The following is a 20,937-nucleotide window of genomic DNA, read 5'->3' on the forward strand; positions in this document are numbered from 1 at the left end:
GCCCGGGGGTGGTTCGCCGGCCCGAACCGGCGCTGTCGCTGTAACTGTCACTATCATGGCCGGGCCATCGGCGCGAATTATCGTCGACCTTCAGAGCCGTTTCGGCCGATCGACATACTCTATCCCACCGGCAACCTCATCCTGAGGTCTTGGCGATCGGAGATCGCACGCGAACAAAGATCGGATAACCTCGAAGGAGGGATCCAGAAATCTCAAAGTTCACTGGATCCCTCCTTCGAGGCTCAGCGATCTTCGATCGCCCGCACTACTGGATGAGGTGGAGGGCAGGATAGAAAATCCCCTCGCGATTGCGTCGCCGCAAGGCAAACAGGATCTCACTCCTCAGCACAGCGTCCGGTGCCTCGAAGCCCGGGACCGGCTGCCCGATGCGCCTCGAGACGCGATCCCGGTAATCATTTGGCAAGCATCAGCCCATAACCTCCCGAATTCATTCAACCGAAAAATTGCCTGGATTGCATCACAAGCCCTGGGGCATTCGAAATATCTTGAGCTGTCGCGATGCCCGATAAGATACATCGAATTCCATGCTACGAGAACCCACGATGAAGAGACCGAGGGTTCACGTTTCACTTGTAAGCGACGTCACTTCCACACAATCGAGATCGCGCCGATCGGCCGGGTCGAGGATCGGTCGGCGGTATTCGCACGTCCGGGCTCCGCTTTTTCCGTTGGCGCGACCGACGGCGACGATCCGCGCGAGGCAACCGCGCCTCGCCCCTGCGGCGGAGAGCATTGAGCGATGAGGCGTTCCCGCGTGCCTGGCGCAGGCCTGGCGTCCTGGACCGAGATCGACACCGGCCCGATCCCCGGAGGCGGCGCCCTGCGGCTGGTGCGGCGCGACGAGGAGTTCCTGATCGCCGTCGACGGGATGGAGCTGATGGGCAGCCATCGCAGCGGCTCGGAGCGGGAGCTCGCGGACCTCGCCTGCGGTGCCTTGCGCGACCATCCGGCGCCGCGGGTCCTCATCGGCGGGCTCGGCATGGGCTTCACCCTGCGGGCGGCGCTCGCGGTGCTCGGGCCGCAGGCCCGGGTGGTGGTGGCGGAGCTGGTGCCGGCAGTGGTGGCCTGGGCCCGCGGGCCACTGGCGCACGTCTTCGCCGGCTGCCTCGACGACCCGCGGGTCGAGATCCGGGAGGCCGACGTCAACCGGGTGATCCAGTCCGGGCCCGAGACCTGGGACGCCATCCTGCTCGATGTCGACAACGGCCCGCACAGCCTGGTCAGCCGGGCGAACGACCGGCTCTACGATTCCTGGGGCCTGAAGCGGGCGCGCTGGAGCCTGCGGCCCGGAGGGCTGCTCGGCGTGTGGTCCGGCTGCCCGGACCGCCAGTTCAAGGCGCGGCTGCAGCGCACCGGCTTTGCCGTGACGGAACACCGCATCCGCTCCGAGCGGCCGGGCCGGACGCCGCACGTGGTCTGGATCGCCGAGAAGCCCGCGGGGGAAACCATCGGGAGACCGGCCGCCCCGACCGAGTGACGATCGCCGATTGACGGCGACCCGGCGCTCCCGCAACCCTCGGTGACGGGGCGCCGCGCGGGTTCGTCGCCTCCCGTCACGGCGACCCGCCGCGCCGGAGCGGATGGGTGCCGGCGCGATGGCGGAGCAGGAGACCACGGATTTCGCGCTCGGGCGGCTCGCGGCCGAGCAGCAATTCGCGCTCTGGCACGACCTCGTGCGGCCGCTGTTCCGGGTCAGCCTCGAGGATGCGGAGGCCGCGGGGTCGTTCCAGGCCAACGTGCAGGCCGCCCCGATCGCCGACGCCCTGCTGACGACCTGCACCGCCCGGGCGCAGACCTTCGAGCGCGATCATGGCGACGTCCGCAGCTCCGGCTGGGACCACGTCGTGATCCAGCACTACGTCGCGGGCGGCTTCGAGGGCGCGTGCGGCGACCGGACGGTCGCGGTGACGGCCGGCGACGTCAACGTCCTCGACCTCAACCGCACCCTGCGCACCCGGGCGACCGACTTCTCGAACCTGACCCTGATCCTGCCGCGCGACCGGCTGGCGATTGCCGGCACGCACGACCTGCACGGCCGGGCGCTCAGGGGCGGCGACGCGATCGCGGCGGTGATCGGCAGCCACCTGCGCAGCCTTTCGGCCCATGCCGGCGCGCTCACGCCGCGGGAGGCCGGCAGCGCCCTCGACGCGCTCTGCCTGCTGCTCGCCGGCAGCGACCTGCGGGAGGCCGACCCGCTGGTGCGAGCGGCGGCCTCCGCCAGCGCCCACGAGCGGATCTGCGCCCATATCGACCGCCACCTCGACGACCCGGACCTGACCCCCGCCGGCATCGCGGCGGCCTGCCGGGTGTCGCGGGCGACGCTCTACCGGCTGTTCGGCTTCGAGGGCGGCGTGATGGCCTACATCGCCGGGCGCCGGCTCGACCGCGCCTTCACGGCCCTGTGCCGGCCCGAGGCCGAGCGCACCAGCATCGCCGAGGTCGCCTATCGCAGCGGGTTCACCAGCGAGGCGCATTTCAGCCGCTCGTTCCGGAGCCGCTTCGCGATGGCGCCCCGGGAGGCCCGCCGCCGCGCCCGCGAGGGGCTGGCCCCGGCCCGGGTGGTCGCGGGCCTCGGGCCGAACGACTGGATCGGCACGATGCGGCGCCTGCGCGAGACGTTCTGAACGTCGTTCAACGGCTTACGGCAGTGCGCCGATTTTCTCCTTGGCGCGGGTCATGGTGTCGTTGCAGGCATCCGCCTGGCCGGCGCGGTCCTGCTCGCGGGCCTTGGCGATCAGGGTCCGGGCTTCGGCGATGTGGCCGGCTTCGGGTTTCGTCGCCGGGTCGCTCGGCTGGCCGGGCGGCGGGGCCGGCAGGGCCTTCGGCGAGCCGGTCGTCGTCGGCACCTCACCGGTCACCCGGGCGGCGCCGGGGCTCTCGAGCCGGCGCTCGATCGTGGCGATCTGCTCGGCGCACGGCGTCGCGGACGCGGCGGTGGCGAGAAGCGGCACCAGGGCGGCCGCCCCGATCAGGATTGCGCGATTCATCGGTGACGCTCCTCGTGCGGGTCCACCCCCTCGGGCGGCGCCGAGTTGCAACGGCGGACGGGCGCCGCGGTTCGGGCGCGCTCCCGCGGCGGCGATGTCGCAGGCCCGCCGCCGGCGGCGCGATCCGCGCCCGGCGCCGGATCTGGCGCTCGCCGGCACCCTGCCATTCCGGTCCGGCATGCCTCTCCCGGCCGCCCCCGTCTTACAGGTGAGCCTTCCCGTCCTTCGAGAGCTTTGAGCGGACTGAGAGCAGGATGACGCATTCCCCGAGGCCGTCCGCCCAGGCATCGCTGCCGCTCCTCGTCGCCGTGACGATGACCGGGACGGTCGCCCTGCACATCTTCGTGCCGGCGCTGGCCGCCGCCGCGGCCGATCTCGGCACCACGCCGGTCGCCGCGCAGCTCACCATCACCCTCTACCTCGTCGGGCTCGCCTGCGGTCAGCTCGTCTACGGCCCGGTCTCGGACCGGTTCGGCCGCCGCCCGGTGCTGATCGCCGGGCTGTCGCTCTACCTCGCGGGGCTGCTCCTCGCGATTCCCGCCACCTCGATCGAGGTGCTGATCGTCGCCCGGGTGCTCCAGTCGCTCGGGGCTTGCGGCTCGCTGGTGCTCGGCCGGGCGATGGTGCGCGACGTCTCGACCCCCACCGACGCCGCCCGCAAGATCGCGATCCTCACTATGGCGATGACGCTGACGCCGGCGCTCGCCCCGGCGATCGGCGGTCTCGTGGCCGGTGCGTTCGGCTGGCGGGCGGTGTTCGTGGTGCTCGCCACGGTGGTGGCCGGCCTCGCCGCCCTGGTGGTGCGGACGCTGCCGGAGACGAACCGGCATCCGGTGGCTCTGCCCGGCATCGGCGCCGTGGCGGGGGGCTACCTGCGGCTCCTGCGCAACCCCGCCTACCGGGCCTACATGCTGGCCGGAGCCTGCGCCGGCACCAGCCTCTACGCCTTCCTGGCGGTGGCGCCGTTCCTCCTCGTCGACCGGCTCGGCCGCTCGTCGCAGGAGGTCGGGCTCGACTGCCTGATCGTGGTGGCCGGGATGGTGGCGGGCTCGGGCATCGCCGGGCACCTCGCCGGCCGGATGCCGATCCGCCGCGCGGCCCGGATCGGCAACGGCATCTGCCTGGCCGCCGCCCTGGCGCTGCTCGCGATCGACCGGAGCGGCGCGCTCACGGTGACGACCCTGCTGGCGCCGCTGGTGCTCTATGCCGTCGGCATCGGCCTCCTCGGGCCGAACGCGGTGGCGGGGCTGATGAACGTCGACCCCCATTCCGCCGGCTCGGCCTCGAGCCTCTACGGCTTCATGCAGATGGCGCTCGGCGCCCTGTTCACCCTCGCGGTCGCCACCTGGCACGACGGCTCGGCGATGCCGGTGGCGGTCACGCTTCTCGCCGCCTCGACGATCGCCGCCCTGGCGCTGCGGCGGGTGTAGCGCCGGGGCCGGGCGGGCCTGTGAACAGACGTTAACCTTTCCTTAACTCGACCGTTGCCCTGACGGACCCGGCGTGCGACCAACTCGTTAACGAGAGCTTAACGGGTGCGGGTGCGGGTCGGATGCGTATCGCGGGTCGCAAGAACGAAATCGGACGGGCCGCCCTGGCGGCCGTCGCCCTCCTGGCCTCGGTGACCGGGGCCGGCAGCCAGACCCTGGCGGCTCTGCCCGCCGTCACCATCCCGGCGGCCCCCGTCGGCGAGGCGCGGCCGGTCCCGGCCTGGACCGAGTTCTGCGCCCGCTACGCCTCGGAATGCGCGGTGAACCCGAACGAGCCGGCGCAGGTCACGCTGACCCCGCGGCTGTGGCAGACGGTCACGACGATCAACCGCCAGGTCAACACCAGCTTGCGCGCCGTCACCGACCAGGAGCACTGGGGCGTGCCGGACCGCTGGGACCTCGCCGAGGACGGCTCGGGCGATTGCGAGGACTTCCAGCTCCTCAAGCGCAAGCTGCTGGCCCAGGCCGGCCTGCCCCGCCGGGCGATGCGCATGACCGTCGTCATCGACGACAAGGGCGAGGGCCACGCCGTGCTGATGCTGCGCACCGACCGCGGCGATCTCGTCCTCGACAACAAGACCAGCGCCGTGCTGCCCTGGCACAAGACCGGCTACACCTACATCAAGCGCGAGGCCGACGAGTCGATGCGCTGGGTCTCCCTCGGCCGGGCGGTGTCGCCGGTCGTGACCGCGAACCGCTGATCTTACCGCTCGAACCGGGCCGCCAGGGCCTCGCTCGCCAGGATGGCGCTGCCGTTGGCCCAGGGCAGCGGCAGGATCACCCGCATGCCGGGCGGCGGTTCCGGGACGACCGGCCGGGCGAGCGGCGCGGCGATCGGCACCGGATCGAGGCCGGGCCGCAGCGTGAGCGCCGCAGCCTCCCGGCCGCCCCGGGCCAGCAGCGCGACCGAGCCGATCGCGGCGACGAGCGCAGCCTGGAATCCCAGCCGGCGTAGGGTCCGCACCATGTGAGCACTCGCCTGTCCTGCGGCGACGATGTTCGGGATCGGTCGCTCGTTCGAAGAGACCTTCGGCCCGGGCCGCTTAACGGCCGGTCGTCGGCGCGCCCGACTCCGCCTTCGCATGACGACGACTTGCCGCGATGCTGAACGGAGGTTTTACACTGGTCTTCCCGCCTCGGTAACCTTGACGGAACGGTCGCGCGAAGGCCCGGGGCCCGCGTCGCGCCGCGGGATGGGCCGGAGCGGCCGCCCGCGCTATATTCGAACCCATGACGATGCGGTCGAGGACGATGCGGATGGGTTGGCCGGCGGGACGCACGCTGTCACGGCTCGTCCTATGGGGCCTGCTGGCGGGCCTCGCCGCGCCGGGCCCGGCCCAGGCGCAATATTACGACGAGGGTTACGCCCCGCGCCGCCCCGTCGAGGGCGGCTACGGCTATCGCCGGCGCGATTCCGGCTATCGCCCCGCGCCCGAGCCGCAGCGCCAGTTCTACTGGCCGTGGGAGGATCGCCCGGCAGCGGCACCCCAGGCCCAGGATTACGGGCAGCCCGCCCCGCGCGGCGCCTACCGCACTCCCCGCCCGCGGCGCGAGCGCGAGCGCGAGGTCGTCCACAGCCGCGAGGGCCGCTCGGTGCAGCGGCCCAAGCCCCGCCCGGCCCCGGTCGTGGCCCGTCCCGCCGCCCCGAAGCCGAAGACCGACCCGGCGACCCAGATCGCGGTGTTCGGCGACTCCCTCGCCGAGCTGCTGGGCCAGGGCCTCGACACCGTCTACGATTCCTCGCCCGACGTCGCGGTGATCCGCCGCGCCAAGGGCGACAGCGGCCTCGTGCGCAAGGACGTGGTCGACTGGCCGAAGGCGGCGGAGGACTATCTCAAGACCAACCCGAAGGTCTCCTACGCCGTGGTGATGGTGGGCGCCAACGACCGCCAGCCCCTGCGCGACGGCGACCAGTCCGTCGAGCCGCTGAGCGAGCGCTGGCGCACCCTCTACCGCGACCGGGTCGACGCGCTCCTCAAGGTGTTTTCCGACCGCAAGGTGCCGGTGGTGTGGGTCGGCGAGCCGCCGATGAAGAGCGACACCCTCTCGGCCGACATCACCTCGCTCAACGAGATCTTTCGCGATCGGGTGCAGCGGGCGGGTGGCGTCTACGTCGACATCTGGCCGGCCTTCGTCGACGAGAACAACCGCTACGCCGCGACCGGGCCGGATCTCGAGGGCCAGCAGGCGAAGCTGCGCACCGCCGACGGCGTGCATTTCACCCAGGCTGGTGCCCGCAAGGCGGCGCATTTCGCGGATGTCGAGATCAAGCGGCTGATCGAGGCCAAGGGTGGCACCCCGACCCCGCCCGAGGCGGTAGCGGCCGTGAGCCCCGAGGCGCCGCCGCCGGCCGCCGGCACCGCGAAGCTAGACAACGACGCGGCGATCGACCGGCTGATCACCTCGATGCTGCCGAGCCTGCCCGAGCCGCCCGGCATCCCGACGCTCCCGGTCAAGCCGGCCGCCGGCCCGGTGGTGCCGCTGACCCGCACCGAGGTCGCGCCCAACGGCCAGCTCGTCACCGGCCGGCCGCGGATCGACCGCGACACCGGCTACACCCTGGAGCGCAGCCTGACCCGCGGCGTCGCCCCCCCGCCCCAGCCGGGCCGGGCCGACGATTTCCGCTGGCCGCGGGGGTGAGGAAGGACTCGCTGCTCAAGGGGAAATATACGAAGCGAGCCCCTTGAGCCAGATCAGGAGAATCTCCGCTCTAATAGAGAGCTCCTCTTCTCATCCCCGGAATCGAACGATGCGGCAGCGCTAACGTCGAACCACAAATCAATGCAACTGCGCACTTAAAATACGATGCGAAATATATTAAATAATTTTGTATTGTTATACGCTGATTGTAATTATCGATAAGATCACACAAATAAATCAATACAAATTATAATGTTAATTTAATCAGAAATTTTTTACCTTACTCTATAATTTACTGGAATCCGGCAGTCGTCCTCGAATAGACATCCAATCGTTCCATCGGCGCAAAAGCCGCTGATAGTCTTCGTATGGAAACCGTTCCCGAGATTGCTGGTACGATGGCTCGTGAAAAAGCATGGCTGATTTCCAAAGCTCACCAACCAACATCGTAGCCAGTTGCTGACGCTTGACGACGAAATCGATCTTCAGGCGCAGGTCGGTCCGCTGCGCGTCGCCGTCGACATAATGACCATCTAACTCGTAGACTTGAAAGCGCATCATATGCAGCCGGCTGGCTATCGGCGTCAGCCGCCAAGTGTGACCACCGGGCTCGTCAAAGAATCGGACATTGCAAGGCCGCGCGTCGATCAACGCTTCGCCGAACTCGATCAGGCAATCATACACACAGGAAAATACGGCGGACACACGGCATTCCACGGTACTTCCCCGTGTGTAGATCGTCAGGTCGCTCCATCCGAACCGACCGGCAACCAATGTCACGTTGAATTCGTCGAAGGCTTCTGAAAAATCTTGGGTCATAACAACTCCGGCAGGATCTCGATCCGAGTTGAAACTCCCGGAACGTTGCGCTTGTGACAGGCGGCAGGCTGACGGGGTCCGGGGGGCGAACGTCGCGTCGGACACCAGTCGAACGCCCTGCGCCATAGATGAATCGTCATAAATTTCCTACGACAATCAACAATGTTCGGAGTGGACTCTGTCCAAAAAGGAGACACTTAGCATCATATTTGAAAATGACCCGGAGTGGATTTAAAAAACTCATATGGAGCGGAGCCTGCTACCATATCATCGATTTATCGGGCTCGGCCGCTACAGCCGCGCCGTGAGCGTTGCCAGCACCGAGAACGGTGCGCCCGGGATGTTGTTGAACTGGTTGAACGGCGCCTCGATGTAGCGCGCGTTGGTCAGGTTCTTGAGGTTCAGCGAGAACCGGGCGTGCTCGTTGAGGTCGTAGAAGACCGCCGCATCGACACGGGTATAGGCGCCGACCTTGTAGGTGTTGGTGATGTCGCCGAAGCGCGAGCCGACATGGGTCACGCCGGCGCCGAGCCCGAGGCCGCGCCAGAACCCCTCGTCGAACTGGTAGGTGGTCCAGACGCTGCCGCTGAATTGGGGGGCGCCGTCGAGGCGGTTGCCGACCGGAATCGCGGTATCGCGTGTCACTCGGGCATCGGTGTAGCCGACGCCGCCGATGACCTTCCAGCCCGGCAGGATCGTGCCGGCGAGATCGGCCTCGACGCCCTTCGAGCGCTGCTGGCCGGTGATGATCGAGAAGCCGGTATTGACCGGATCGTTCGCCGCGACGTTGTTGCGGGTGATGTCGAACACCGAGGCGGTCAGGCTCAGGTCCGGCGAGAACTCGAACCGGGTGCCGACCTCGACCTGCTCGCCGGTCTCCGGCGGCGGACTGGCGGCACCGAAGACGTTGGCGGTCTGCGGCTTGAACGAGGTGGTGTAGCTCGCGTAGAGCGCCAGCGGCTCGACGACCCGGTAGATCAGCCCGACCCGCGGCGACACGCCGGACAATTGCTGCTCGGGCGGGATCGCCGTCGAGGCCGGCGTGCGGCTGAAATAGAACTGCGAGCCGGTGTCGTAGCGGATGCCGAGCAGCAGTTGCAGCCCGTAGCCGAGGTCGATCTGGTCCTGGGCGTAGAGCCCGGTCAATTCGGTCTTCTGCTTGAGATCGCTCTGCAGCGACAGCGTGCCCGGCAGCGCGAGGCCGGGAACGGGATTGAGGAAGCTCACCGAGGCGAGCGGACCTTGCGTGGTGATCGCCCGCCGGTAGCCGTTGACGTACTCGACGCCGAGGAGCGCGGTGTGGCGCAGGCCGAGCCAGTCGAACTTCGCCACCAGTTCGGTCTGGCTGTCGACCGCGGCGTAGGTCGAGGTGGTGGCCGTGGTGCGGCGGGTGAGCGTGAGCCCATTGGCCGAGACGCCGTTGGCCCGGGCCGCGATCGCGTCGAAGCTGCCGCCCTGCGCGTTGATCACCTGACGCAGCATCAGGTGCTCGTTGAAGTCGTGCTCGACCTTCAACGTGCCGAAATTCGCATTGGCGTTGTAGCGCGAGAACGGCTCGCCGTAGTAGCGCGAGATGTTGTCGAGCGGTACGCGGCCGTTCCGGGCGACCAGCCCCTCGTCGTAGACCGTGTCCTGGCGGGTGAACTCGCCGATGAACGTGACCCGCGTGTCCGGGCTCGGGTTCCAGCTGAAGGCCGGCGCGATGAAGAACCGGGAATTGTCGCGCCCGGCGAGATCGCGAAACGTCGGGTCGACCTGCGTCCCGAAGCTGAGGCGGGCGGCGAGCCCGTCGGTGCCCGGCACGGCCCCGGAGGCCGAGGCCTGGACCCGCCGGAAGCCGAAGCTGCCGGCCTGGATGCTGGCATCCGCCGTCGGCGCCAGGCTCGGCTGGCGGGTGACGATGTTGATGACGCCGCCCGGATCGCCCCGCCCGTAGAGCACCGAGGCCGGGCCCTTCAGCACCTCGATCCGTTCCACGTCGGCGAGGTCGCGCTGGACCGGGTAGAAGGTGTTGGCCTGGTTCATGAACACGCCGTCGATGGCGTAGGTCTGGGTCCGGAAGCCGCGGATGATGAAGGTGTCGCTGCGGCCCTGGATGGTGCCGCCCGGCTGCACGTTGCTGACGTTGAACAAGGCATCGGCGAGCCGCGTCTCGGCCCGGTCGACCAGAACCTCGCGCGGCACGACGTTGACGGTCTGGGGGACGTCGCGCAGGGGCGTGTCGGTCTTCGTCGCGGTGGCGCTGCGGGTGGCGCGGTAGCCCTGGACCGGGCCGATGGCCGTCTCCCGGAAGGCCGGGGCGCCGGCGACCGTGATCGCATCGAGGGCGATGGCCTCGCCCGCCTCCTGAGCCGTCGCCCTGCTGCCGGCCAGGACCGGCGCCGCGCCCGCGAGCAGTGCGAGGACGAGCGACGACCGGTGCCGGCCGGCGGGACGAGGGGTTGGGCGCACGGGAACCTACCAGGGAAGACGATGATCTCCTGGCGGCGTTAGGCGCTCGCCCGTCGGCAATCAATCGCCATGTAGAGGCAAGATCTGGAACGATTCCAGCCCCGGTCGCAATCGCCATCGGTGTGGCATCGAGGCATCTTAGATAGTGTTCGTACCAGTGGATAACTCGCCTTCCACTGCGTGAATTAGAATAGATATAAGAAGGATGGCACCGCGTACCGATTCCTGCGGCATCCGGCTCGGCGAGGTCGACCACCCTCGGCTCGCGGGGTTCCGAAACGACGACGGGACCCGCCCCAAATGGGAGCGGATCCCGCGATCGGCAGCAGCGCATCGGGCCGACGGGGCGGGGCCCCGCCGAGAAATCCCGAGCAGGAAATCCCGCTTCAGAGCGGCAGGGTCGTCGTCCCCATCAGCGCCTCGTCGATCGAGCGGGCGGCCTGACGGCCCTCGCGGATCGCCCAGACCACCAGGGACTGGCCGCGGCGCATGTCGCCCGCCACCCAGACCTTGTCGGTCGAGGTGCGGTACTGGACGTCGTCGGCCTGGACGTTGCCGCGCTTGTCGCGGGCCACGCCCGATTCCTCGACGAGGCCCTGGGCGACCGGACCGGCGAAGCCGATCGCCATGAAGACGAGGTCAGCGGGCAGCAGGAACTCGGAGCCGGCGATGGGCTTGCGGGACTCGTCGACCCGGGCGCAGACCACGCCCTTCACCTTGCCCTTCTTGTTGCCCTCGATGCGCAGCGTCGCGGCCTGGAACTCGCGCTCGGCTCCTTCAGCCTGGCTCGACGAGGTGCGCATCTTGGTCGCCCAGTAGGGCCACACGGTCAGCTTGTCCTCGCGCTCCGGCGGGCGCGGGCGGATGTCGAGCTGGGTGACCGACAGGGCGCCCTGGCGGAAGGCGGTGCCGACGCAGTCCGACGCGGTGTCGCCGCCGCCGATCACCACCACGTTCTTGCCGGCGGCGAGGATCGGCTCCTCGGCCGTGGCGGCCTCCTGGCCGACGCGGCGGTTCGACTGGACGAGGTAGGGCATGGCGAAGTGCACGCCCTCGAGCTCCTGGCCGGGCAGGCCGGGATCGCGCGGGGCCTCGGCGCCGCCGGCGAACAGCACGGCGTCGAACTCGCCGTGCAGGCTAGCGAAGGAGCGGGTGACGCCGACATTGACGCCGTAATGGAACTGCACGCCCTCGGCCTCCATCTGCCGCACGCGGCGGTCGATGTGGCGCTTCTCCATCTTGAAGTCGGGGATGCCGTAGCGCAGCAGGCCGCCGGCCTTCGGCTCGCGCTCGAAGACGTGGACGTCGTGGCCGACGCGGGCGAGCTGCTGGGCCGCCGCGAGACCCGCAGGCCCCGAGCCGATCACCGCCACCTTCTTGCCGGTCTTCACCGCGGCGGGCTCAGGCACCACCCAGCCCATGCTCCAGGCCTTGTCGGCGATCGCCTGTTCGATGGTCTTGATCGCGACCGGCTGGTTCTCGAGGTTGAGGGTGCAGGCCTCCTCGCAGGGCGCGGGGCAGATGCGGCCGGTGAACTCCGGAAAGTTGTTGGTGGAGTGCAGGTTGCGCGCCGCCTCCTCCCAGTCCGCGTTGAAGACGAGGTCGTTCCAGTCGGGGATCTGGTTGTGGACCGGGCAGCCCGTCGGGCCGTGGCAGAACGGGATGCCGCAATCCATGCAGCGCGCCGCCTGCTTCTTCAGGTCGTGCTCGTCGAGCGGCAGGGTGAATTCGAGGAAGTGGCGCACGCGGTCGGCCGCGAGCTGATACTTCTGCTCCTGCCGGTCGAACTCGAGGAAGCCTGTGACCTTGCCCATCGGGTGAGTGCTCAGTTCGTGAAGTGATCGGGCCGGCGGCGGGTCTTAAGCGACCCCGGCGACGGTGGCGGATGTGGGGAACGCGTCCCCGCAGCGGGTGAGCCAGGCCCGGATCGCGGGCCGGCCCGAGAGGTCGAATCCGCCCTCGTCGGCGAATTGCGTATAGGCGAAGAGGGCGACATCCGCGATGCTGACGGCATCGCCGACGAACCACGCGGCGGTGGTCAAGTGTCGCTCCATCCGGTCGAGGGCGGCCTCGCCGCCGGCCACCTTCTTCGGGTCGCGGGTCTCGGCGGGCTCGCCCCGGTAGCGCATGTGGAACCGGCAGACCGCGATCGTCGGCTCGTGGTTGTACTGTTCCCAGAACAGCCACTCGTCGATCTTGGCTTGCGTCCAGGCATCGTCCGGCAGCAGGGTGGAGCCGCGGGCGAGATAGCGGATGATCGCGTTCGATTGCGCGAGCGTCCGCCCGTCGTCGAACGCGACGCCCGGGACCTGGCCGGCGGGGAAGCGGGCGAGGTAGTCGGGCGTGCGGCTCTCACCTTTCATGATGTCGACCGGGATCCAGTCATAGGCGAGCCCGAGGTGATCGGCGACGTACCGCACCTTCAGGCAGTTGCCCGACATCATGTCGCCGTAGACCTTCACCGCGATGTTCTCCTGTCTCCGATCGTAGATCAGGCTCGCCCTCAACCCTCCCCCCTTCTGCGGGGGAGGGTGGCCTACGGAGTAGGCCGGGAGAGGGGCAGCGCGACGCTGATTGAGGTGGCGCCCTTCATCGAGCGCGCGACCTCTCCGGAAGCGTCGTCCCCTCTCCCGCCCCGCTCCGCGGGGCACCCTCCCCCGCAGAGGGGGGAGGGTTTCGCCGCGCCGCGGCCTTCGGTACAGGCGGTTTACTCCGCCGCCACCGGCATCCGGGCTCGCTCCATCTCGCGAAGCGCCCGCCGGTACTCGACCGGCATCACCTTCACGAACTTGGTGCGGTAGGTCTCCCAGTTGTCGATGATCGCCTTGGCGCGCACCGAACCGGTATACTTCAGGTGGTTGTTGATGAGCCCGACGAGGCGCTCCTCGTCGTGGCCCGACATGTTTTCGAGGATGTCGATGCGCCCCTTGGTCTCCAGGTCGCCGTCCTGGTGGAAGCGGCGCATGAACTCGTCCTCCTCCTCGACCGGCTCGAGATCGACCATCGACAGGTTGCAGCGCTTGGCGAAGGAGCCGTCCTCGTCGAGCACGTAGGCGATGCCGCCCGACATGCCGGCCGCGAAGTTGCGCCCGGTCTCGCCGATCGACACGACGACGCCGCCGGTCATGTACTCGCAGCCGTGGTCGCCCATGCCCTCGACCACCGCGATGGCGCCCGAGTTGCGAACCGCGAAGCGCTCGCCCGCCGCGCCCCGGATATAGGCCTCGCCGGCAATCGCGCCGTACAGCACGGTGTTGCCGACCATGATGGTGCGGTCCGACGGCGAGCCCAGCGCATCCGTCGGCCGGATGATCAGCTTGCCGCCCGACAGGCCCTTGCCGACATAGTCGTTGGCGTGGCCGGTCAGGCTCAGCGTCACGCCGGCGGCGAGCCAGGCGCCGAAGCTCTGGCCGGCGGTGCCGGTGAGCTTCACCGTCAGGGTGTCGTCCGGCAGGCCCTCGTGGCCGTGCGCCTTGGCGACCGCACCCGAGAGCATCGCGCCCGCGGCCCGGTCGGAGTTGCGGATCGTGTCCTCGACGGTCACCGCGACACCGGTCTCGATCGCGTCGCCGATCGCCGCGATGAGGCGACGGTCGAGGACTTGGTCGATCGGGTGCTTCTGGGTCTCGACGTGACGCAGCGCCACCGTCTCCGGCACGTCCGGCTTGTGGAACAGCCGGGTGAAGTCGAGGCCCTTGGCCTTCCAGTGCGAGATCGCCGCGAGCTTGTCGAGGTATTCCGACCTGCCGATCAGCTCGTCGAGCTTCGTCACGCCGAGGGACGCCATCAGCTCGCGGACCTCTTCGGCGACGAAGAAGAAGTAGTTGATGACGTGCTCGGGCGTGCCCTTGAAGCGCTTGCGCAGCACCGGGTCCTGGGTCGCGACGCCGACCGGGCAGGTGTTGAGGTGGCACTTGCGCATCATGATGCAGCCCGCCGCGATGAGCGGCGCGGTCGAGAAGCCGAACTGGTCGGCGCCGAGCAGGGCCGCGATCAGCACGTCCCGGCCGGTGCGGATGCCGCCATCGGCCTGGAGCGCCACCCGGCCGCGCAGGTGGTTGAGCACCAGCGTCTGCTGGGTCTCGGCGAGCCCGATCTCCCAGGGACCGCCGGCGTGCTTGATCGAGGTGAGCGGCGCCGCACCCGTACCGCCGTCGAAGCCCGAGATGGTGATGTGGTCGGCGCGCGCCTTGGCGACGCCGGCCGCCACCGTGCCGACGCCGACCTCCGCCACCAGCTTGACCGACACGTCGGCCGCCGGGTTGACGTTCTTGAGGTCGAAGATCAGCTGGGCCAGGTCCTCGATCGAGTAGATGTCGTGGTGCGGCGGCGGCGAGATCAGGCCGACGCCCGGGGTCGAGTGGCGGACCTTGGCGATCTTGGCGTCGACCTTGTGGCCGGGCAGCTGGCCGCCCTCGCCGGGCTTGGCTCCCTGCGCCACCTTGATCTGCATCATGTCGGCGTTGACGAGGTATTCCGTCGTGACGCCGAAGCGGCCCGACGCGACCTGCTTGATCGCCGAGCGGCGCGAGCGGCCGTCCGGCAGCGGGCGGAAGCGCTCGCGCTCCTCGCCGCCCTCGCCCGAGTTCGAGCGGCCGCCGAACGAGTTGACGGCGATCGCCAGCGTCTCGTGCGCTTCCTTGGAGATCGAGCCGTACGACATCGCGCCGGTGGCGAAGCGCTTGACGATCTCGACCGCCGGCTCGACCGCGTCGATCTCGACCGAGGTCCGGCCGAGCTCCGCCGCGCTCTTGATCCGGAACAGGCCGCGGATCGTCTTGAGGTGGTTCTCCTGCTCGTTCACCATCTTGGCGTAGGCGCGATAGCGGTCGGGCAGGTTGAGCCGCACGGCGTGCTGGAGCGTCGCGACGGTGTCGGGCGTCCAGGTATGGGCCTCGCCGCGCAGGCGGTAGGCGTATTCGCCGCCGACATCGAGGGCGGTGCGGTAGACCGGCGAATCGCCGAAGGCGTCGCGATGACGGCGTGCCGTCTCCTCGGCGACCTCGGCCATGCCGATGCCCTCGATGGTGGTCGCCGTACCGAAGAAGTCGCGCTCGACGAAGCTAGAGTTCAACCCGATCGCGTCGAAGATCTGCGCGCCGCAATAGGACTGGTAGGTGGAGATGCCCATCTTGGACATCACCTTGAGCAGGCCCTTGTCGATCGACTTGATGTAGCGATAGACAATCTCGTCGTCGGTCAGCTCCGGCGGCAGCTCGTCCTTCATCGCGATCAGCGTCTCGAAGGCGAGATAGGGGTTGATCGCCTCGGCGCCGTAGCCGGCGAGGCACGCGAAGTGGTGCACCTCGCGCGGCTCACCGGATTCGAGCACGAGCCCGACCGAGGTGCGAAGCCCCTTGCGGATCAGGTAGTTGTGCACCGCCGCGGTGGCGAGCAGGGCCGGAATCGGGATCCGGTCCGGGCCGACGGCGCGGTCCGAGAGCACGATGATGTTGTAGCCGCCGCGCACCGCCGCCTCGGCGCGGTCGCACAGACGGTCCAGCGCGCCCTCCATCGCCTGCGCGCCGGTCTCGGCCGGATAGGTGATGTCGAGGGTCTTGGTGTCGAAGCGGTCCTCGAAGTGGCCGATGCAGCGGATCTTCTCGAGGTCCGCGTTGGTCAGGATCGGCTGGCGCACCTCGAGGCGCTTCTTGCGCGAGGTGCCCTCGAGATCGAGGATGTTCGGCCGCGGCCCGATGAACGAGACGAGGCTCATCACGGCCTCCTCGCGGATCGGGTCGATCGGCGGGTTCGTCACCTGCGCGAAGTTCTGCTTGAAGTAGGTGTAGAGCAGCTTCGGCTTGTCGGACAAAGCCGAGAGCGGCGTGTCCGTGCCCATCGAGCCGACCGCCTCCTGGCCGGTCACGGCCATCGGCTGCATCAGGAGCTTCAGGTCTTCCTGGGTGTAGCCGAAGGCCTGCTGGCGATCGAGCAGCGACACGTCGGTGCGCGACTCGCGCGGCTGCACCGGGCGCAGGTCCTCGAGCACGATCTGGGTGCGCTTCAGCCACTCCTTGTAGGGGTGGGCGGCGGCGAGCTCGTCCTTGATCTCCTCGTTGGAGACGATGCGGCCCTTCTCGAGGTCGATCAGCAGCATCCGGCCCGGCTGCAGGCGCCAGGACGAGACGATCTTCTCGTCCGGGATCGGCAGCACGCCCATCTCGGAGGCGAGCACGACGAGCCCGTCATCGGTGACGAGGTAGCGGGCGGGGCGCAGGCCGTTGCGGTCGAGGGTGGCGCCGATCTGGCGGCCGTCGGTGAAGCAGAGCGCGGCCGGGCCGTCCCACGGCTCCATCAGGGCGGCGTGGTACTCGTAGAAGGCGCGCTGCTCCTCGCTCATCAGCGGGTTGCCGGCCCAGGCCTCGGGTACCAGCATCATCATCGCGTGGGCGAGCGGGTAGCCGCCCTGCACGAGGAACTCGAGCGCGTTGTCGAAGCAGGCGGTGTCGGACTGGCCCTCGTAGGAGATCGGCCACAGCTTCGAGATGTCGTTGCCGAACAGCTCCGAATCGACGCTGGCCTGGCGCGCCGCCATCCAGTTCACGTTGCCGCGCAGCGTGTTGATCTCGCCGTTATGAGCCACCATCCGGTAGGGGTGCGACAGGCGCCAGGTCGGGAAGGTGTTGGTGGCGAAGCGCTGATGCACCAGCGCCAGCGCCGAGACGAAGCGCTCGTCCTTCAGGTCGAGGTAGTAGTGGCCGAGCTGGTTCACCAGCACCATGCCCTTGTAGACGATGGTGCGCGAGGACAGCGAGACCGGATAGAACTCCTTCAGCCGCTCGTCCTTGAGGGTGTAGACGGCGTTCGAGATCACCTTGCGGACGAGGAACAGCCGGCGCTCGAAGGCGTCCTGGTCGGCGCTGGAGGCCGGGCGGCCGATGAACACCTGGCGGTGGCGCGGCTCGCTCGCCTTGACGCTCTCGCCGAGGTCGCTCGGGTCGACGGGCACGTCGCGCCAGCCGAGCAGCGCCAGCCCCTCGTCGGCGATCGCCTTCTCGACGATCTTCTCGACGAGCTGGAAGCCCTCCTCGTCCCGCGGCATGTAGAGCTGGCCGACGCCGTAATGGCCGGCCTCCGGCAGCTTGATGCCGAGGCGCTCGGCCTCCGCCGCGAAAAAGCCGTGCGGGACCTGCACCAGGATGCCGCAGCCGTCGCCCATCTTCGGGTCGGCGCCGACGGCGCCGCGATGGTCGAGGTTCTCCAGGATCTGCAGGCCCTGCTGCACGATGGCGTGGGTCTGGCGGTTGTGCATGTCGGCGATGAAGCCGACGCCGCAGGCATCCTTCTCGTTGCCCGGGTTGTAGAGGCCCTGGCGCGCCGGCAGGGCCGGATCGCGCACGACGAGGGCGGGGACCGCCTGCCCGCGGGAGGGGTGCTGGGTCCCGGTCCGGGACCGCGACTGATCCGTGCCGCTCATGGTCTCATCTCCCATTAGGCTCGCGGGCGAGCGCGCTCATTCATGTCGAAGGCGGCAGGTGCGCCACGTCGCGCGCCGGCCGTGAAGGGACTGCCCGCCGCACGGACCGACGCGCCTGCCGACGAGGCAGGCCCGGTCCGGGGCGAGTTATACCCGCTTCCCGAGCGGGCGAAGTGGCGCGGCCGACGCAGGGTCGCCGCAGGGGCGTGCGGGCCGAGGGCGCGGCCGCCGCCTCGTGTTGTTTCAGTCCGCGGGAGGGTCGGTCGCGTCTCGCGAAGGGAGCGCCCGCACCTCGCGAGCGCCCGGCAGGCTGGTGTCAGCCCGCGTGCGCCCGCACCGCCCGAATGGCGGCGCGTTTGGTATCTCGTTTGGCCGTCGTGCAAGCCACAAGCCAGCGCCCTTGCGACCCGGGGGCACGGAGCCCGGCCGGGAAAATGGGACAGCGGTACTGTCCTAACTCGGGGAACCTGCCAGATTTCAATCGGTCCAGCAAGAGCCCATTCCGTCCGGGCTTGTGCTTTTCTTGCGTTTCGCGATCCCGGGTCGCAACGAAACGCCGAATTCGCCCGGAACCGCGCATCTTTCCCCTGTCGAATGCCGCACAGCCCGCCCGGCAAAGCATGACCGGCATGAGCCGGGACGACTCGTGCGGACCCTCGGCACCGGCCATGATGGCCGCCCGCGGGCCCGGCTCGCGACCGGGGGAGCCTTCAGGCCGATGAACTTCGCCAGCGACAACGTGGTGGGCGCGAGCGCGCCGATCCTGGAGGCGATCGTGCGCCACAACGGCGGCGCGATGCCGGCCTACGGCGCCGACCCGCTGACGCTCGGCCTGACCCCGCGCTTCCGGGCGCTGTTCGAGCATCCCGACCTCGCGGTGTTCCCGGTCGCGACCGGCACCGCGGCGAACGCGCTGGCGCTCTCCGTGATGGTGCCGCCCTTCGGCCTGTGCCTCTGCCACGAGGAGGCGCACGTCATGGAGGACGAGTGCGGCGCGCCCGAATTCTACACCCACGGCGCCAAGCTGCAGGGCCTGCCCGGTGCCGGCGGCAAGATCGCGCCCGAGACCCTCGACCGGTTCCTCGGCGGGCTGACCCGGCACGTGAAGCAGATGCCGCCCCGCGCCCTCACCCTGTCGCAGCTCACCGAGAGCGGGCAGGTCTACACGGTCGACGAGATCGCGGCGCTCTCGCGCATCGCCCATGCGCACGGCCTCACCGTCCACATGGACGGCGCGCGCTTCGCCAACGCGCTGGCGGCGCTCGGGTGCACGCCGGCCGAGATGACCTGGCGGGCGGGTATCGACATCCTGTCCTTCGGGGCGAGCAAGAACGGCGCGCTCGCCGCGGAAGCGATCCTGGTCTTCCGCCCCGATCTTTCCGAGACGCTGGACTTCCGCCGCAAGCGCGCCGGCCACATCCTGTCGAAGGGCCGCTTCATCGCCGCCCAGCTCGACGCCTATCTCGGCGACGACCACTGGATCGCCAATGCCCGCCACGCCAACCGGATGGCGGCCCGCCTCGCCGCCGGCCTGTCCGGGCTCCCCGGCGTGCGCCTCGCCTGGCCGGTCCAGGGCAACGAGCTCTTCCCGATCCTGCCCGCCCGCCTCGACGCCGCCCTGCGGGAGGGCGGCGCGCTCTACTACGACTGGGCGAGCCGCAGCCTGCCCGCGGGCGAGGCGGTGCGCGAGGACGAGCGGATGATCCGCCTGATCACCGCCTTCTCCACCGCCGAGGCGGAGGTGGAGGCGTTCCTCGACCTGGCGCGGCGCTCGGGTTGAACCGCTACTCCGGCAGACGCGGCAGCGGCGTGCCGTCCTTCGGCAGCGGGTAGCGGGCGACGTTCAGCTCCATCGCCAGGAAGGTGTAGTAGCCGCTGACCGCCGTGAGATCGACGACGCCCGGCTTGCCGAAGAGCTTTTCGGCCCGCGCGAAGGTCGCGTCGGAGACGCGCTTGTTCTGCAGGAGCTCGACGGTGAAGTCGTACGCCGTCTCCTGGTCCTCGGGCAGGCCGGTCGGGCGGCGGCCGTCGCGGATCGCCGCGATCGCCTCGGGGGCGATGCCGACCTTCCTGGCGATCGGCGCATGGACGTACCACTCGTAGTCCTGCGTCCAGTGGCGGGCATTCACCAGGATCACGAGCTCGGACAGCGTGGTGCCGATCTTCGGCTTGTAGCGCAGGTAGTCGCCCATCGAGCGGGCAAGCGTCATCACCTCGGGCGAATGAATCAGCGGCTCGAACGGGCCGAAGACCGGCACCTTGCGGGCGGCCTCGAACGCCTCGGCGGCCTGCTTCTGCTCCGGGCTGTACTGCGCGGGCGGGATCGTCGGCAGCCGGTTCTCGGCGAGGGCCGCACCGGCCCAGGTGGCAGCGGGCATGAGCGCGAGAAGAAGAGCGGGCAGCAGGCGCGGCATGGCGTGGTCCTCCCGGGACATTTGGGGGCGTGGTTGTCGTCCCTTAGCCGAAAGGCCGGTCCCATGCCGGCCGCGCTCCCGCAATCCCGCCTCATTCCCGCGGTTAACAGGTTATTGTCCGAGCACGAGGGGAATGCGGGGCCTCACCCGCCCGGCACGACCCCGGAAACAAGGGAATGCGGGACGATGACTGCACTGCCGTCCAAGACGGGTTCGCGGTCCGTGACGGGCGCGGCACTTCTTGCTGCGCTCGCCGCCACGCTGATGACGGGCACGATCCTGCCCGCTCAGGCCCAGGGCTATCGCCCGGGCTACCCCGTCGCCATCGAGGACGAGGACGACGCGATCCTGCCGCCGCGCGCGGTGATCTTCCGCCTCGGCCGGGCCGGTTTCACCGGCATGACCCATCCGCGCTTTGACGGCGAGACCTACCGGGTCGAGGCCGACAGCCCGTGGGGCAACCGGGTGCAGCTCGTCGTCGATGCCCGCACCGGCCGCATCCTCGACCGCGAGCGCCTGGAGGCGCCGCTGATTCCCCCCGGCACCGTGCCCGGCGGCCGCCGCCCCGGCTACGGCTGGACCGAGGCCGACAGCCGCCCGCCCTGGCCGCGCGACGAGGCCTTCCGCGATCGCGCCCCGCGCGGCGGCGACGGCTGGCGCGAGGAGGGCCGCTACGCCCCCGTGCCGCTGCCCCGCGC

The 20,937-nt window shown here is 69.5% G+C and carries 15 protein-coding genes; 7 read left to right on the top strand and 8 right to left on the bottom strand.

Going from position 1 to position 20,937, the window contains the following annotated elements; genetic code table 11:
* Positions 1-790 precede the first annotated feature (790 nt).
* On the top strand, positions 791-1,498 hold the full coding sequence (locus tag HPY23_RS26350) for a spermidine synthase (RefSeq protein WP_413231142.1): 708 nt from the start codon (positions 791-793) through the stop codon (positions 1,496-1,498).
* A 103-nt stretch (positions 1,499-1,601) separates the two neighbouring features.
* A complete protein-coding gene (locus HPY23_RS26355; protein WP_091887109.1) occupies positions 1,602-2,645 on the top strand; it encodes a helix-turn-helix domain-containing protein in 1,044 nt (347 codons plus the stop codon).
* Between the two features lie 15 nt (positions 2,646-2,660).
* Here HPY23_RS26355 and HPY23_RS26360 read toward each other — a convergent pair whose 3' ends face one another.
* A complete protein-coding gene (locus tag HPY23_RS26360; RefSeq protein WP_091887107.1) occupies positions 2,661-3,008 on the bottom strand; it encodes a hypothetical protein in 348 nt (115 codons plus the stop codon).
* Positions 3,009-3,262: 254 nt separating this feature from the next.
* Here HPY23_RS26360 and HPY23_RS26365 point away from each other — a divergent pair, with 254 nt between their 5' ends.
* Positions 3,263-4,438: a multidrug effflux MFS transporter gene (locus HPY23_RS26365; protein ID WP_091887105.1), complete on the top strand. Its 1,176-nt coding sequence runs from the start codon at positions 3,263-3,265 to the stop codon at positions 4,436-4,438.
* 122 nt (positions 4,439-4,560) lie between these two features.
* Positions 4,561-5,199, top strand: coding sequence for a transglutaminase-like cysteine peptidase (locus HPY23_RS26370; protein WP_091753469.1), 639 nt, complete (start codon positions 4,561-4,563; stop codon positions 5,197-5,199).
* A gap of 2 nt (positions 5,200-5,201) precedes the next feature.
* Here the strand turns inward: HPY23_RS26370 and HPY23_RS26375 are convergent, their stop codons facing one another.
* On the bottom strand, positions 5,202-5,465 hold the full coding sequence (locus HPY23_RS26375) for a hypothetical protein (protein ID WP_091887103.1): 264 nt from the start codon (positions 5,463-5,465) through the stop codon (positions 5,202-5,204).
* A gap of 290 nt (positions 5,466-5,755) precedes the next feature.
* Between HPY23_RS26375 and HPY23_RS26380 the strand changes: the two genes are divergently transcribed.
* Positions 5,756-7,138 (top strand): DUF459 domain-containing protein, encoded by a 1,383-nt coding sequence (locus tag HPY23_RS26380; RefSeq protein ID WP_091887288.1) that lies wholly within the window; start codon positions 5,756-5,758, stop codon positions 7,136-7,138.
* A gap of 285 nt (positions 7,139-7,423) precedes the next feature.
* Here HPY23_RS26380 and HPY23_RS26385 read toward each other — a convergent pair whose 3' ends face one another.
* The 5 genes from HPY23_RS26385 to gltB form a co-directional block, all read right to left on the bottom strand.
* Complete coding sequence (locus HPY23_RS26385; RefSeq protein ID WP_139234968.1) at positions 7,424-7,957, bottom strand: hypothetical protein; 534 nt, start codon at positions 7,955-7,957, stop codon at positions 7,424-7,426.
* Positions 7,958-8,248: 291 nt separating this feature from the next.
* On the bottom strand, positions 8,249-10,408 hold the full coding sequence (locus tag HPY23_RS26390) for a TonB-dependent siderophore receptor (RefSeq protein ID WP_091887101.1): 2,160 nt from the start codon (positions 10,406-10,408) through the stop codon (positions 8,249-8,251).
* A gap of 386 nt (positions 10,409-10,794) precedes the next feature.
* The gene (locus tag HPY23_RS26395; protein WP_060848458.1) at positions 10,795-12,222 is read right to left on the bottom strand and encodes a glutamate synthase subunit beta; all 1,428 of its coding nucleotides are present in this window, start codon (positions 12,220-12,222) and stop codon (positions 10,795-10,797) included.
* A 45-nt stretch (positions 12,223-12,267) separates the two neighbouring features.
* A complete protein-coding gene (locus HPY23_RS26400; RefSeq protein ID WP_091887099.1) occupies positions 12,268-12,870 on the bottom strand; it encodes a glutathione S-transferase family protein in 603 nt (200 codons plus the stop codon).
* A gap of 245 nt (positions 12,871-13,115) precedes the next feature.
* Entirely contained in the window at positions 13,116-17,825 is a 4,710-nt protein-coding gene (gene gltB / locus HPY23_RS26405) for a glutamate synthase large subunit (RefSeq protein WP_091887097.1), read from the bottom strand.
* Positions 17,826-18,543: 718 nt separating this feature from the next.
* Here gltB and HPY23_RS26410 point away from each other — a divergent pair.
* Positions 18,544-19,605, top strand: coding sequence for a threonine aldolase family protein (locus HPY23_RS26410; protein ID WP_091887095.1), 1,062 nt, complete (start codon positions 18,544-18,546; stop codon positions 19,603-19,605).
* Between the two features lie 4 nt (positions 19,606-19,609).
* Here the strand turns inward: HPY23_RS26410 and HPY23_RS26415 are convergent, their stop codons facing one another.
* Positions 19,610-20,239, bottom strand: a complete 630-nt coding sequence (locus HPY23_RS26415; protein WP_091887286.1) for a carboxymuconolactone decarboxylase family protein — start codon at positions 20,237-20,239, stop codon at positions 19,610-19,612.
* A gap of 186 nt (positions 20,240-20,425) precedes the next feature.
* On the opposite strand from HPY23_RS26415, the gene HPY23_RS26420 reads away from it, so the two are divergent.
* Positions 20,426-20,937, top strand: a 512-nt coding sequence (locus tag HPY23_RS26420; RefSeq protein WP_478219421.1) for a PepSY domain-containing protein, incomplete at its 3' end; no start/stop codon positions are given.

The sequence above is a fragment of the Methylobacterium ajmalii genome, assembly GCF_016613415.1.
Lineage (GTDB): Bacteria > Pseudomonadota > Alphaproteobacteria > Rhizobiales > Beijerinckiaceae > Methylobacterium > Methylobacterium ajmalii.